The sequence below is a fragment of the Actinomadura roseirufa genome (assembly GCF_900659635.1).
Lineage (GTDB): Bacteria > Actinomycetota > Actinomycetes > Streptosporangiales > Streptosporangiaceae > Spirillospora > Spirillospora roseirufa.
The window spans coordinates 27,252-41,270 of the sequence record NZ_CAACVB010000016.1 but is presented as its reverse complement, the minus strand read 5'-3'; the positions used below and the strand labels follow the sequence as shown (position 1 = coordinate 41,270).

Annotated in this window: 16 protein-coding genes; 14 read left to right on the top strand and 2 right to left on the bottom strand. The window is 71.3% G+C overall.

Annotated features, from left to right (window positions below; genetic code table 11):
• Positions 1–23 precede the first annotated feature (23 nt).
• The 6 genes from E1291_RS05795 to E1291_RS05760 all read left to right on the top strand — a co-directional run bounded on the left by E1291_RS05795 (position 24) and on the right by E1291_RS05760 (position 4,215).
• Complete coding sequence (locus E1291_RS05795) at positions 24–287, top strand: sigma factor (protein WP_165494976.1); 264 nt, start codon at positions 24–26, stop codon at positions 285–287.
• Positions 253–696 carry a hypothetical protein gene (locus E1291_RS05790; protein ID WP_131736637.1) on the top strand — a complete coding sequence of 148 codons (444 nt, stop codon included), beginning with the start codon at positions 253–255 and terminating at the stop codon, positions 694–696. Before E1291_RS05795 ends, E1291_RS05790 begins: the two co-directional genes overlap by 35 nt.
• Positions 697–825: 129 nt before the next feature.
• Positions 826–1,419, top strand: coding sequence for a hypothetical protein (locus E1291_RS05785; protein WP_131736635.1), 594 nt, complete (start codon positions 826–828; stop codon positions 1,417–1,419).
• The gene (locus tag E1291_RS05780; protein WP_131736633.1) at positions 1,412–1,729 is read left to right on the top strand and encodes a transcriptional regulator; all 318 of its coding nucleotides are present in this window, start codon (positions 1,412–1,414) and stop codon (positions 1,727–1,729) included. Before E1291_RS05785 ends, E1291_RS05780 begins: the two co-directional genes overlap by 8 nt.
• Positions 1,730–2,296: 567 nt before the next feature.
• The gene (locus tag E1291_RS05765) at positions 2,297–3,754 is read left to right on the top strand and encodes an MFS transporter (RefSeq protein ID WP_131736631.1); all 1,458 of its coding nucleotides are present in this window, start codon (positions 2,297–2,299) and stop codon (positions 3,752–3,754) included.
• Complete coding sequence (locus E1291_RS05760) at positions 3,751–4,215, top strand: MarR family winged helix-turn-helix transcriptional regulator (RefSeq protein ID WP_131736629.1); 465 nt, start codon at positions 3,751–3,753, stop codon at positions 4,213–4,215. The genes E1291_RS05765 and E1291_RS05760 overlap by 4 nt, the downstream gene beginning before the upstream one ends.
• A 130-nt stretch (positions 4,216–4,345) precedes the next feature.
• Here E1291_RS05760 and E1291_RS05755 read toward each other — a convergent pair whose 3' ends face one another.
• Entirely contained in the window at positions 4,346–5,791 is a 1,446-nt protein-coding gene (locus tag E1291_RS05755; RefSeq protein ID WP_131736627.1) for an MFS transporter, read from the bottom strand.
• Positions 5,792–5,900: 109 nt separating this feature from the next.
• On the opposite strand from E1291_RS05755, the gene E1291_RS05750 reads away from it, so the two are divergent.
• From E1291_RS05750 to E1291_RS05720, 7 genes are all read left to right on the top strand, one after another.
• Entirely contained in the window at positions 5,901–6,395 is a 495-nt protein-coding gene (locus tag E1291_RS05750) for a winged helix-turn-helix transcriptional regulator (protein ID WP_131736625.1), read from the top strand.
• Between the two features lie 207 nt (positions 6,396–6,602).
• On the top strand, positions 6,603–7,238 hold the full coding sequence (locus tag E1291_RS05745; RefSeq protein WP_242613965.1) for a COG4315 family predicted lipoprotein: 636 nt from the start codon (positions 6,603–6,605) through the stop codon (positions 7,236–7,238).
• On the top strand, positions 7,228–7,725 hold the full coding sequence (locus tag E1291_RS05740) for a COG4315 family predicted lipoprotein (RefSeq protein WP_165494975.1): 498 nt from the start codon (positions 7,228–7,230) through the stop codon (positions 7,723–7,725). The genes E1291_RS05745 and E1291_RS05740 overlap by 11 nt, the downstream gene beginning before the upstream one ends.
• Positions 7,712–8,182: a hypothetical protein gene (locus tag E1291_RS05735; protein ID WP_131736621.1), complete on the top strand. Its 471-nt coding sequence runs from the start codon at positions 7,712–7,714 to the stop codon at positions 8,180–8,182. Before E1291_RS05740 ends, E1291_RS05735 begins: the two co-directional genes overlap by 14 nt.
• Before the next feature lie 192 nt (positions 8,183–8,374).
• Positions 8,375–8,971 (top strand): hypothetical protein, encoded by a 597-nt coding sequence (locus E1291_RS05730; RefSeq protein ID WP_131736619.1) that lies wholly within the window; start codon positions 8,375–8,377, stop codon positions 8,969–8,971.
• Between the two features lie 139 nt (positions 8,972–9,110).
• The gene (locus tag E1291_RS05725; protein WP_131736617.1) at positions 9,111–9,368 is read left to right on the top strand and encodes a hypothetical protein; all 258 of its coding nucleotides are present in this window, start codon (positions 9,111–9,113) and stop codon (positions 9,366–9,368) included.
• 158 nt (positions 9,369–9,526) lie between these two features.
• Positions 9,527–10,078, top strand: a complete 552-nt coding sequence (locus tag E1291_RS05720) for a GlcG/HbpS family heme-binding protein (RefSeq protein ID WP_131736616.1) — start codon at positions 9,527–9,529, stop codon at positions 10,076–10,078.
• A 130-nt stretch (positions 10,079–10,208) separates the two neighbouring features.
• On the opposite strand, the gene E1291_RS05715 is transcribed toward E1291_RS05720, so the two are convergent.
• A complete protein-coding gene (locus E1291_RS05715; protein WP_131736614.1) occupies positions 10,209–11,888 on the bottom strand; it encodes a serine/threonine-protein kinase in 1,680 nt (559 codons plus the stop codon).
• Between the two features lie 284 nt (positions 11,889–12,172).
• Between E1291_RS05715 and E1291_RS05710 the strand changes: the two genes are divergently transcribed.
• Positions 12,173–13,978: an alpha/beta hydrolase gene (locus E1291_RS05710; protein ID WP_131736612.1), complete on the top strand. Its 1,806-nt coding sequence runs from the start codon at positions 12,173–12,175 to the stop codon at positions 13,976–13,978.
• Positions 13,979–14,019: the final 41 nt, after the last annotated feature.

Sequence of the window (14,019 nt, the reverse complement as noted above, 5' to 3'; positions counted from 1 at the left end):
GATCGTGTAAGGAGGCCGCCGCATTGGCGGAGCTGTTCCGCCGGCACCACGCCGGGCTGGTGCACCTCGCGCTGCTGATACTGAACGACCAGGCCACGGCCGAGGACGTGGTGCAGGACGCCCTCGCCGACGTGTACCGGAAAGCGGACGCGATCATCGACCACGCCCGGCCCCTCCCCTACATCCGGGCCGCCGTGGTCAACCGGTGCCGGACGGTCCTGCGACGCCGCCGGCTCAGATGGCGGATGGTTCGTGACCAGCGACGACCGGCTGCGTGCGGCCTTTGACGCCCGCGTCCGCACCGTCGACCCCGACTCGCTGGCACCCCTCGTCCTGCCCGCCCGCGGGCGGAGGCCGCGCTGGGCGGTGCCTCTCGCCGCGTCCATCGTCGTGCTGGTAGTCGTGACCGGCGCCGCCCTGGGAGGAATCATGAACGGTTCGGGCCCGCATCACGCCCTGTCGGTGGGGGATGCTCCCCGGTACCTGGTGACCGTGCGGGATGACGGCGCCGCAGAGGTTCAGGACGCGTCGAGCGGCCGTCCAGTCGTCTCCGTTCCCGGCGGGAACTACGCCGCGGTCGCGGCCGCCAAGAATGGCGCCTTCTACCTGCGACGGCGCTCGCCTCGGCTGGCACGACGACGCCCACCGGTACCGCGACGTGGCCTGGTGGAGCCCGTGCGCATGAGGGGCAGGTGACCTGCGGCGTCCTCGATGTCGCCCGACGCGACGACCGGCGGGCTCGGCTCGTGGTTTGTGGCACAGACCAGTTGGCAACCTGCCGATAGTGGGTTAGGTTTGCGGCACAGACTAGTTAGGGGGGCCGCTATGAAGCGTGGGAGCCTGAAGTCGGCGGGGATGAGCTACCTCTCCTTGCGAGGGCTGCTCCTGATCCCGGCGGGGGCCGTGTTCGTCGCCTCGGGGCTGACGAACATGGACTGGGTGACGTCGGCTCACGGCTGGGTGTTCGTCGGGGTCGTCCTGGTGGCCGCGCTGGTCTACCTGCGCCTCGCCCGCTACTACAACGAGCACTACGGGCGGGTGAGCCCGTCCCGGCGGACGCAGGTGAGGCTTTCCATCACCGCCGTGGTCAGCAGCGTTCTCGTGGTCGCGGGCGTGCAGGGCGACTGGTCGCTCGATCTTCCGATCGACGGCACCGCGGCCGCGTTCGCGCTGCTCGTCCTGGGGAACTACGCCGTGGGCCGTGAGTTCAGGACGCACCAGCTGGTCATCTGGGGCTTCGTCCTGACCGCCGCCCTCCTGCCGCTCTGGGGCGGCGTGGACCCCGACGTGAAGATCAACGCGGGTATCGTGACCATGGGGGTGGCGACGATGGTGACCGGGGTCTTCGACCACCTCGCCCTGAGGCGCCGGTTCGGGCCGGCCGCCGGCATGGACGAGGCGGACCTGTGCGATGGCTGAGTCCGCGCCGTTCCTCGACCGGCTGATCCACGAGCCGGGACGGCTGGCGATCCTGACGGTGCTGTCCTCGGTGGCCTCCGCCGACTTCGTCTTCCTGCAGCGGGCGACGGGTCTGACCAAGGGGAACCTGTCCAGTCATCTCGCCAAGCTGGAGGAGGCCGGGCTGGTGGAGATCGAGAAGAGGTTCATCCGCAAGAAGCCGAACACGAACGTCGCCCTGACGGCGCTCGGCGGGGAGCGCATCGCCCACCACTGGGACCAGCTGGAGCGCTTGAAGCGGCTCTCGGAGGAAGTCCTCCGGGACGAGTGAACCGTCCGGTGCGCGGTCGGGCCCGCGCACGGGGTTCGCGCGTGGTGGCAGGACGGTCACCACCCCGAGTGCGGCCAGGCCGACGCCCGGCCAGAGCGGAGCCCGCGGTCCGAAGCCGTCGATGACCAGCCCGCCGACCGAGGAACCGATGATCACCCCGAGGGTGATGAAGGAGGCGATGACGGTCAGGACGCCGACGGCCCAGAAGGCGGCGCGCCAGCCGAGCTGCCCGCCGATCAGCGTCGCCGCCCTGGGCGGCCACCCGGGTCCCGGCGATCACGGCGTTGACGAACCTGGCGAGCTCGGCGGCATCGCGGCCGGAACCGATGTCGCCGTCGCGCTGCCCTCTCTCGATGACGAGCGCTCAGGTCCGCGGCCCGCCGCTCGGTGTCGCGGTCGAGCATCACGTCACCCGTTTGCATCGGCCGGTGCGATACGAGCGCGCGGCAGATCCGGCCAGGCGAGAAGGGTGGCGCCCATCAGCGCGATCACGTTCGTGCGCGGAGCGGGCGGCGGGACCTCCCAAAAAGATTGTTGTGGCACAACAATTGTGGCATAACCATGGTCATGAGTCCTTCCGCCGAGTCTCCGCACACGCCGTCGCCGCACTCGTTGTCGCCGCGCGGGCGGACCGTCGTGCTGGTGACCTGCTGCCTGAGCGTGGTCGTGGCGGGGCTGGACACGACGATCGCCAATGTGGCGCTGCCCTCGATCCAGCGGGCACTGCACGCGCCGGTCAGCGGCCTGCAATGGGTGGTCGACGCCTACACGCTGGTCATCGCGTGCCTGCTGCTGTTCGCGGGTTCGGTGGCCGACCGGTTCGGCCGGCGCCGGATGTTCCAGGTCGGGCTGGGGTTGTTCTCGCTCGGTTCACTACTGTGCGGCCTCGCGCCCTCCCTGGAGGCCCTCGTCGCCTCCCGCGCGCTCCAGGCGGTAGGCGGCGCGATGCTGAACCCCGTCGCGATGTCGATCATCGCCACCACCTTCGCCAGCCCCGGGGAGCGCGCTCGCGCGGTGGGCGCGTGGGGAGCGGTGGCGGGCCTGAGCGGGGCCGGCGGCCCGGTGCTCGGCGGCCTGCTGGTCAGCGGCCTGGGGTGGCGGTCGATCTTCTGGGTCAACGTGCCGCTCGGCGTCCTGGCCGTCTACCTGACCCGAAGGTTCGTCCCCGAGTCCAAGGCGGCGCGCGGCAGGCGGTTCGATCCCCTCGGCCAGCTGCTCGTCGTCACCTTCCTCGGCCCGCTCACCGCCGCCGTCATCGAAGGGCCCCGGCACGGCTGGAGCTCACCGTTCGTCATCACGCTGTTCGCCGTGGCCGCCGTCTCGGTGTCCGGGCTGGTCGTGACCGAGTCCCGGCGCGCCGAGCCGCTGGTGGACGTCCGGCTCTTCCGTAGCCCGGCGTTCGCGGGGGCGGCGATCATCGCGCTGGCCGCCTTGATGACGCTGGGCGGGTTCCTGTTCCTCAACACCCTCTACCTACAGGACGTCCGAGGCTACAGCGCGCTGCACGCGGGGCTGCTCACCCTCCCGATGGCCGCCGCGACGGCGGCGTGCGCGATGATCTCGGGACGCGTCGTGGCAGCCCGGGGCCCCAGGCCCGCGCTCGTCCTGGCCGGGCTGCTGCTGACGGCGGGAACCGGCCTGCTCGCCGGGACCGGGCGCGAGACCGGGGCCTGGTACCTCGTGCTCGCCTATCTGCTGTTCGGTGCCGGTTTCGGGCTGGTCGGCACCCCGATGACCACCACCGCGCTGGCAGGATTGCCACGCGACCAGGCCGGGGTCGCCGGAGCGGTCGCCTCGACATGCCGTCAGACCGGAGCCGCGATCGGCGTGGCGGTGTGCGGTTCGATCGTCGCGGGCGGCTCGGCCGGGTTCATCGCCTCAAGCCGTATCGCCTGGGTCGTTCTGACCGGTTGCGGCATCGCGACCGTGCTGATCGGCCTGATCTCGACCGGGCGCTGGGCCCGAGCACAGGCAGGACGCGGCGGCCGGCGGCAGAACACGCACACCATGGAGGCGACCCGATGAACCCCGATCCAGCGGGCCACGGCAGGACCACCGCCGACGACGGGGCCCCGGCGCTGGCGACACGGGCCTGGGCGGAAATGCAGACCTTCGTCACCAGCGAGGAACGCCATCGTTCCCTGCGGGCCGAACTGGACCTCGGCCCGAAAAGGGCGGGGGTCCTGATCCGGCTCACCCACGGCCCGATGACACTGCGCGAGATCGCGGAGACCGCCGACGTCGATCCCTCGGCCGCCACCATCGCCGTGAACCAGTTCCAGCGACGCGGCCTCGTCCGGCGGGATCCGCACCCCGATGACAACCGCCGCAAGCTCGTCCATCTCACCGAAGCCGGACTGCGGGTGGCCGATACGGCCCGGCGGATCCTCACCGACCCGCCCCCGGCGCTCACCGCCCTCGGCACCGACGACCTGGCTGCCCTCACGCGCATCCTCGCGACGTTGAACTCCTCGCCCCGGCCGTAGCCGATGCCGCCGGACGCGCCGCACCCGCGGACGACCTGCCCATGTGACCGCTCCCCCAGAGGCACGACGCCCCCGGCCGGTGCGCCGGGGGCGTCATCGTTCATGGGCCACTGGTCGTGCCCTTCCCTTCTCAGGCCACGATCGTGCTGGGCTCGGCCGGCTTGGTCCCGTTCGGTGGCGTGTCGGCCGGTTCGGCGCGGGAGCGGAGACCGAACGCGACGACGATCGCGGCGAGCGCCGCCGCCGCGACGGGGACGATCAGCGCGGTGCGCAGGGCGTCCAGGCCCGACCCGGAGGCGACGCTGACGGCGGTGACGGCCGACAGCCCGAGCGCCGTGCCGAACTGGATGGACGTGTAGAGCAGGCCGCCCGCCAGGCCGTGCTCGTCATCGGCGACGCCTTCGGTGGCGGCCATGGTCAGCGGCCCGTACGCCAGGGAGAAGGCCAGCCCGAGCAGGAGCAGCGTCGGGAGCATGGTGACGTAGGTCCAGTCCAGGCCGACGGGGAGGAACAGCGCGTACGCGACCACGGCGAGCAAGATGCCGCCGAACAGCACGCGAGTGTTACCGAAACGCTCCACCAGGCGAGGTGTCAGGACGGGCGCCAGGACGGTGTCGATGCCGAGGACCACCATGGCCAGGCCGGTCTGCATCGTGCTCCAGCCGCGCAGCTCCTGGAGGTACAGAGTGGCCAGGAACTGGAAGCCCGCGAAAGCGGCCAGGAAGAGCAGCGCGGCCACGTTCACGCGCACCAGCGGCGCCGTCCGCAGGATGCCCAGCCGCAGCAGCGGGGACGACGACCGCCGCTCGACGGCGGTGAACAGTCCCAGCAGCGCCAGGCCCGCGGCGAACACCCCGGCGGTCAGGCCGGGACGGTCTCCGGCGTGCTCCAGCCGGACCACCCCGTACACCAGCAGCAGCATCGCGCCGGTCCCGGTGAACGCCCCGGCCAGGTCGAAGCCGCCCGAGAGGCGCTCGCGGGGAGCGTCGCGGACGAGGGCCAGGGCCGTCACCAGGATCAGCGCCGACAGGATCACCGGTGCGAAGAACACCCATCGCCAGCCGAACGAGACGAGCACGCCGCCCGCGACCACGCCGAGGGAGAACCCGCCCGCCGCCGTCCCGGCGTACACGCCGAGCGCCTTGGTGCGCGCGGGCCCCTCCGGAAAGCCGGAGGTGACCAGCGCCAGCCCGGCGGGGGCCATGAACGCGGCCGCGGCCCCCGTGGCGAACCGGGCGAGCAGCAGCACCCAGCCCTCGGTGGCGAACCCGCCGAGCCCGGAGAAGACCAGGAAGACCGCCAGCCACAGCACGAACATCCGGCGGTGGCCCAGCAGATCGCCGGCGCGTCCGCCCAGCAGCATGAACCCGCCGTAGCCCAGCACGTAGGCGCTGACGACCCCGCTGAGCATCCCGGTGGACAGGCCCAGATCGGCGCGGATCGACGGCAGCGCCACGTTCACCATCGCCACGTCGATCCCCTCCAGGAAGATCGCGCCGCACAGCACCAGCAGCACACCCCAGGCACGCCCCGGGCGGGCCGCCCCGTCGGCGGCTCCAGTGACGGAATTGGACATCGGTACCCGGCTCCCTCTCGTCGCGGGAACCGGTCGCCCGGGGCGGTTCCCCGTAGGCCCGCCGGTTCCCTCTTGTAACCGACAGCATCGTCGGGCACTATCGGTGACCATGGAAGACGGCACTTTCGAGTCCCTCGGTTACTGCTGTGATACCGGCGTCGACGACGACGTTGTCCAGTGGGACCAGCGCGCCGACTGCGAGGTACGGCAGATCCTCGACCGCATCGCCGACAAGTGGTCGCTGCTGGTGATCGCGCTGCTGGACAGGCACAGCCTGCGCTTCACCGAACTGCGCCGCGCGATCGACGGGGTCAGCCAGCGCATGCTGACCCGCACCCTGCGGCATCTGGAGCGCGACGGGCTGGTGAGCCGGACGGTGCACCCGACCGTCCCACCGCGCGTGGACTACGCGCTGACGCCGATGGGCTCGACCCTGCACAGCACGATCCGCGCCCTGGTCGTCTGGACCGAGGAACACCAGAACTCCATCGCCGCGGCCCGCGCCGCCTACGACCGCCGCGCCGCCGCGGAGCAGGAGGCCGCCGAACACGAGGCGGCCGAACGCGACGCCGTCGCCCGCGCCGTCCTGTCCCGCGACGGCTGACCGACCCCGACCGGACAGGGTTCTCGCCGGTGCGGCCCGTCGCGGCCGGGTTGGTCATCCGTCTTCGAGTTGTGAGCAAGGTCTGAGAAAGTCCCGGTCAGCGTCCTGGCAAGTCCGTTCGTCCGCCGATTCCCCGGGTACGGGCCGCCCAGCGAGGACGGGCTAGGGCAAGCCGTACCGATCTCTCCGTGGGGAGGGCTTTCCACGATGACGCGGACGAACCTGGAGAACATGATGGACGCGCATGCCCCGGCGTCCCCGCCGAGGCGGACCCGTCGGCTGCGGGTGGCGGTCCCCTTGGCGGCGCTGGCGATGGCGGCCGCCTCGTGCGGCGGGTCCGACAACGGGTCCAGCGGGCCTACCAGCACGCCTACCAGCGCGCCCACCAGCGCGGCCAACACCGGCGGCGGCGGGTACGGCACGTCCAGTCCCAGCCCCAGTCCCAGCCCCAGTGCCCCTGCCGGCGCGGGCTCGACGATCGCCACGGCGACGGTCGGGAACCTGGGCCAGGTGCTGGTGGACGCTCAGGGCCGCACGGTCTACCTGTTCGAGAAGGACACGGGCGGCACGTCCTCGTGCTTCGGAGCCTGCGCGGGCGTGTGGCCACCGGTCATCTCCTCGGGCAAACCGCAGGCGGGCACCGGCGCGAAGGCGTCGATGCTCGGCACCACCAAGAGGAACGACGGAACCACCCAGGTCACCTACGGCGGGCACCCGCTCTACAACTACGCGCCCGACGGCAACGTCAAGGGCAGTGCCAAGGGCCAAGCGCTCAACCAGTTCGGCGCCGAGTGGTACGTGGTGTCCCCGGCCGGTAAGAAGGTCGAAAAGAGTGGCTCCTGACATCGCGCGGATCGTCCCGTCCCCGCGGCGGTGGTGCGCGGTCGCGGCGGCGGTTCTGCTGGCCTCCGGCTGCGCGCTCGCGACGAACTCGCAGAGCCCCGGTCGCCAGCAGATCACCTCGGCCGCTCCGGCGGGACTCGGCCGCGTCCTGGTCGACGACCACGGGCGCACGCTGTACCTGTTCGCCGCCGACCCACCGAACCTCTCCACCTGCTTCGGCGCGTGCGCGAGCCTCTGGCCCCCGGTCACCACGCAGGGACGGCCGACGGCGGCCGGCGGAGCCCGGCCGGGCATGATGATCACGATCGGCCGCTCGGACGGGCCTCCCCAGATCGTCTACGCCGGGCACCCGCTGTACTACTACCAGGGCGACACCGGCCCCGGCGACGCCAAGGGCCAGGGCATCACCCAGTTCGGCGCGCCGTGGTTCGCCATCACCACTCAGGGACAGATCCAGGCCACCGGGAGCGCACATGGCGGCTTCTAGCCCCGACCTCACCGCGAGCGTTTCGGCGCCGCTTCCGGCGGCCCTTCTGCGCTACCTGGCCGCGCTGCTGTTGTTCGGCGTCGGCGCCGTCCACCTGTACGAGTACTTCGCCGACCACTACCGCGTCATCCCGGTCATCGGAAATCTCTTCCTGGCCAACTTCGCCGGTTCGGTCGCGCTGGGGCTCGCCCTGGCCGCGCCGCTCGGGTCGCTGCGGCTCGTCCGGTCGCTGCCGCTCGTAGGCCGGGCGCCGCACGCCTTCGTCGCGCTCGGCGGGATCGGGTTCCTGCTCGGCACGATCATCGGCCTGATCATCAGCGAGCAGGCGACGCTGTTCGGCTTCCACGAGTACGGCTACCGGGCCACCGTCTGGCTCGCACTCGGCCTCGAATCCGCCGCCGTCGTGGTCCTCGCGGGCTTCTTGGCGCTGGAAGGCCGCAGGGCGCGAACACCATGACCGCGTGACGGCGGAGAAGGCGCCGGCGCTTCGCGTGACGGACTCGTGGGCCGAAGGTCCCGCCGGGAAGGGACTTCGGGGAGGCCGATCGTCCCTTCGCCCGGGCGTCCCCCACGGGCGAGAGTAATGAGCGACAGCCACCGGAGATCACCGCCGGCCCCAGGGCCGGTTCCTCGCCTGGGGAGGCACCCTGTGAACCGCCGTACTTTCGATGCCCTGTTGGCCGGCGCCGGACTCGTCGTCGCCGTGGTCCTGATCGTGGCCGGCGCGCTGGCGATGTGGGGACACCAGTTCGCCACCGACAGCGTCCGCGACCAGCTGGCCGCACAGAAGATCTACTTCCCGGCCAAGGGCAGCCCCGAGCTGGCCTCCAAGGAGGTCGGCCCCCACCTCGACCAGTACGCGGGGCAGCAGCTCACCACCGGCCCGCAGGCCAAGGCGTACGCCGACCACTACATCGCCGTCCACCTCAAGGAGATGAGCGGCGGCCAGACCTACTCGCAACTGTCGGCCAAGGCCATGGCCGAGCCGAACAACGCGGCGCTGGCCGCGCAGGTCAACACCGTCTTCAAGGGCACCACGCTGCGCGGCATGCTCCTGAACGCCTACGCCTTCTGGGAGATGGGCCGCATCGCCCTCATCGCCGCCTACACCGCCTTCGCCGGCGCCGCCATCATGCTCATCCTGTCGGCCCTGGGCCTGCGGCACCTGCGCCGCACCGCCCCCGCCGCCGAGGTTCTGCCCAAGCTCACCCACCGGGGCGGCGCCGCCGCGGCGGGAACCGCCTGATCTCGGCCCCGACCGTCCCCGCTCGGCCCCAGCAGACGCTGGGGCCGACGCGCGTTCAGCGCTCCCTGTGGACGTGGGGTGTAACCCCCGCGCCTATCTAGTTGTGGACGGTTCTCACGTCGGAAAGAGGAGAGTCCCGATGAAGATGCGCTTTCCCGTGACGACCACGGCGAGCACGCTGACCGGCGATCGCCGATCTGAACGCGGCCCCAGGCAGCGCAGGGTGCGGGTGCTGGCAGTGGGCGCACTGTTTCCCGCCCTCCTCGCGTTCGCCACGGCGATCGAGTACGGCCTCGCCGTCGGCCACGGCCAGGCCGCGCTCGCTTCGGACGGCACCGCGCACGTCTCCGTCGTCACCAACGGAGACGGCACCGCCCTCGGCCTGGGACGGTACTAGCCGGGGCCACGCCGCCTTGTGGAACCCATGGTGATTCGTTTTCCGAGAGTTGCTCGGCGCGCTGCGCCCGGCAGGTTGTCCCCAGATCCCGATTCCATTACCGTGCATATCTGAACGATTACTCTATGTAATCGCATGTCGGAGATTCGGGGAGAACCATGTCGATCAGGCATGTCATCGGCGGCGCCCTCGTGGTGGGCGCCGTCGCGGCCGGCACCTGCGGGGTCGCGGGGACGGCGTCCGCCGCGGCGCCGTCCGCCGTCATCACCGTCCGCGGCGGGGACGGTGGGCACGGCAAGGGGCACGGCAAGGCCACGGCACCGGAACGGGTCCTGACCAACAGCGCGCTCGTCCGGGCGACCAAGGCGTTCGTGCGCTCGGCGCGGCGGCACGGGAACCAGCGCGTCACGCTGGTCATCATGGAACGTGCCGGCACCATCCGGCTCGTGGTCCGCCTCCGCAAGTCGGGCCCGCAGACCTTCGAGTCCGCCAGGCGCAAGGCCTACACCGCCGTGGCATTCGGCCAGCCCACCAGCGCCCTGGCCGGAAACGAAACGATCAAGCAGATCCCGGGCACGCTCGTGCTGCCCGGCGGCGTCCCCGTCTTCTACAAGGGCTTCCCCGTCGCGGGCATCGGCGTCGGTGGCGCGCCCGACGGCAGGATCGACGAGGCCATCGCCAACGACGTCCTCGCCGCCATCCAGCGCTGACCGGGGAAAAGGTCACCGGTCCGTCGACGTGTTCGGCCTTCAGACCGGGGCGGAGCCGCGGTGTCCGCGGCTCCGCCCCGGTCTGGCGGAACCGGCGGGCACCGTCTCGGCGGGTGGCCGCGTTCCGGCGTCAAGGGCGGGTGGCCGTGGCGCGTTCGATGATTTCCGGTCGCACGAACGGCCGTAGACGCGAGTAGGGCACCTTGTACTCCTTCCCCCGGTCGGCTCCGACGCAGCCCATTTCGAGAGCCTCGGTGAGGATGAACGTCATTCCCTGGGCGGTCGGCAGCAGCCCGAGCCATCCGCGGGTCAGGTCCGTGGCCGCGAGGGGCGGGCCGTTGTAGCAGATGGAGCCGTCGGGGATCCGCCCGTCGGGGTCGCCTCGCGTGATCTCCCGGGCGAGACGGCGGAGCCCGGCCGCGGTGAACGCGGAGGACGACAACAGGTCCCGGGGACCGAGGCGCCGGCCGTCGGCCAGGTCCACCGAGACGGTCAGGCCGCTGATGTAGCCGCTGGTCGTCTGCGGGCTGCCCAGCGTGTCATAGACGGACAGGAGCCTGGGGCCCCGTGCGCCGAAGGTCACGGTCGCGCTCGCCCGCCACGGTGTCTCGTCGCGGAGCAGGCCGAACTTCGAGCGCTCGTCCGCCCATCGGCGGACCAGACCGTCGGCGGTGCCCTTGAGAACAGTGTTGATCTCGGCTGCGACGGCGGGGTCGCGGATACCGTCCACGATGACGTACTGGGCGGTCGCCTCCGTCACGCGGGTCCTCTGGGTCAGGGAGGCGACCCTGAGCGTCACCGATGCGGCGGTGCGCTCGGGCGCCTTGTCCCGGCCGGCGGCGACGTAGGCGCCGCCCACGGTGACGGCCACGGCGGCGCCCACGGCGGCCGCGGTGAGCTTGGTCCCCAGGACGCTCGTCACACCGATCGCGGTCGTTCCGGAGATCCCGGCGGCGACCAGCGGGAAGAGCGCCGCGAGTGCGACGGCCGCGCCCGCCAGCGCGCGGACGCCGCGTTGCTCCCAGTCCGTGCCGTAAGCCGCCGCCGCGATGCTTTCCAGCTCGGTCACCAGGTCCTGGGCGCTCGGCGGACGGTGGCCGGCGCTTTTGGCCATTCCTCGTACGAGGAGAGGGTGCAGTGCCTCGGGCACGTCCTTGAGCGGAATGGGAGCGGTGAGGTGCTGTGCCATGAGCGCCGGCGCGGCGGTCTCCCCGAAAGGGCGGCGGCCGGTGACGCACTCGAAGAACACGCAGGTGGCGGCGTACACATCGGTGGCGGGGGTCGCCGGTTCTCCGCGCCATTGCTCGGGCGCCATGTAAAAGGGTGTGCCGGAGCGGGACCGCCGCCCCACCGGAGTCGCCACTCCGAAGTCGATGAGTTTACTGAGCCCGTCCGCCTGGACGACGATGTTCGCGGGTTTGTAGTCACGGTGGATGACACCGGCGCCGTGCGCGGCGGCCAGCCCGAGCAGCGAGCCCTTGAGAACAATGAGAGCTGCCTCGGGTGCGAGCACGCCGTGTTCGGCCAGAATGCGCTTCAGCGAGACGCCGTCGACCGCCTCCATCACGATCGCCACGCCGTGCTCGCTCTCCACGAAACTGTAGAGCCGGGCCACGTGCGGGGCATCGACACGGCCCAGCATCACCGCCTCATCACGCAGGCGCGTCTTCTCGTCCTCCGCGCGATCGAGCAGATACTTGATCGCCACCGGGGTACCGGTCTTCTCACGGCGCGCCAGGACGACCCGTCCCTGGGCACCCGAGCCGAGTTCGCGGACTTCGCGGAATCCCTCGATCCGCCACTCGCCCATCGCCCGTCACCCCCGTTGGACACCGGCGCACCAGGCTAAGGCGGGACGAACGTCGGCGCCAGGCCGCGAGAAGAGAGCGGCCGCCAATGAGCCGGATCGGTCAACGGCCACCCGGTTCGCGGGTTCGTCACTCACCGGAGCGACCGTCAATCAGCCTCCAGAATGATCTCTGAGGCGGATGTGTGGCCGGTAAGTCGATCACGGTGCGGCCCGGGGCGCACGAGAATCGGCGCACCGATCCGCGCCTCGCGCGGGAAAGGCATCGATCCCCCCAAAGGAAACCCATGCCCCTCAGATACAGCATGCTCGCGGCCGGCGTGGCCGGTGCGCTGCTCGTGCCCGCGTTCGCCGGCGCCGCCCTGGCCGATCCGGGCGGCGCCGGCGTCCGGGCCGGCGACACGACGAGCGCGGCGGAGAAGAACCGGGTCGACCGCGTGCCGGCACCGAAGCTCCACTGGTACGAGTGCTACGACAGGGCCGAATGCGCGACCGTCCGGCTGCCCCTGGACTACGACGACCCGAAGGGCCCGACGACCGAGGTCGCCGTTCTGAGGATGAAGGCGCGGAAGGCCGAGCAGCGCATCGGGAGCCTGTTCGTCAATCCCGGCGGGCCCGGCGGCCAGGGGACCGCGATGGCCTACCAGGCGCCCTCCTTCCTCAGCCCTGACGTCCTCGACCGCTTCGACGTCATCGGCTTCGACCCGCGCGGCATCGGGTTCAGCGTCAATGTGAAGTGCTTCAAGTCCACGAGGGACCAGACACTCGCGCTGCAGGGAAGTGGCGTGGCGTTCCCGGTCGGCGGGAAGCAGGAGTCGGCTTTCATCGCGTCGTCGAGGGCGCTCGGTAAGGGCTGCTCGACGAGCGGGAAGACGCTGGCGGGCGCGATGTCCACCGCCGAGGCGGCGCGCGACATGGACGTCCTGCGCCGCGCGGTCGGCGACAAGAAACTGACCTATCTCGGCTTCAGCTATGGCACGGTGCTCGGCCAGTACTACGCGAACATGTTCCCCGACCGGCTGCGCGCCGTGGCCGCGGACGGCGTCGTCAACCCCGTCTCCTGGACCGGCACTCCCGCGACCGCGGGGCGGATTCTCGACGATCGGCTGCGGACCGCCGACGGCACGGCCAAGGCGCTGCACGAACTCCTCGTCCGGTGCGCCAAGGCGGGCAAGCCGAAATGCGAGTTCGCGGGATACGGAGACCCCGTCAAGAACTTCGACGTCCTCGCCAAGCGACTGAAGGCCAAGCCCGCCGGCGCCGAAGGCGCGAGGGTCTTCTACTCCGACTTCATCAGCGCCGTGCAGACCTGGCTGTACGCCCCGGGCGGCTACACGTTCATCGACGAGTTCTCCTCCGAACTCTGGAGGGAGACCTCACCCACGTCGACGGCGGCGCAGGCGGGCGCTGCACGCCGGGCCCTCGCCACCCGCATCGCCGAGCGGCGGGCCGAGGTCAAGCGGCAGAAGGAAGCCGCGGAGAAAGTCCTGGCCTACGACTTCCCCTACGACAACGGCCTAGACGCGTTCAGCGGTGTCACCTGCACCGACGGCCTGCACCCGAAGAAGGCGGGAAGCTGGCCTGCGGCGACGGCGGCCGCCGACAAGCGCGCACCCTACTTCGGGCGCGCGTGGGGATGGACGAGCGTCCAGTGCGCCGGTGACGCCTGGACGGTCCGCGACGAGGACGCCTACACCGGCCCCTTCAACCGCCGGACCAGCGCTCCCGTCCTGTTCGTGGGGAACTACTACGACCCGGCCACCAACTACAACGAGGCGGTCTCCTCCAGCAAACTGCTGCCCAACAGCCGCCTGCTGTCCAGCAACAGCTGGGGCCACACCGCCTACGGCACCTCCAAGTGCGTGACGGAAGCGGTCGACGCCTACCTCGTCGCCGGGACACTGCCGCCCGCCGGCAAGGTCTGCGTCGGCGACACCCAGCCCTTCGAGCCGCACCCCAGACCGGCTCCCACGACCAAGGGACCTGCGGACGCGAGCGCGATGGCGAACCAAGCCAACGCCACCGGGAATGGCACCAAGCTCCCGCCGGTGGCGACGCGCGTACCGCCCTCCATCCTCCTCGGGACGCGGTGAACTGAGCGACCATGACGCCGGGCGGGCCGCGACGGGGCCCG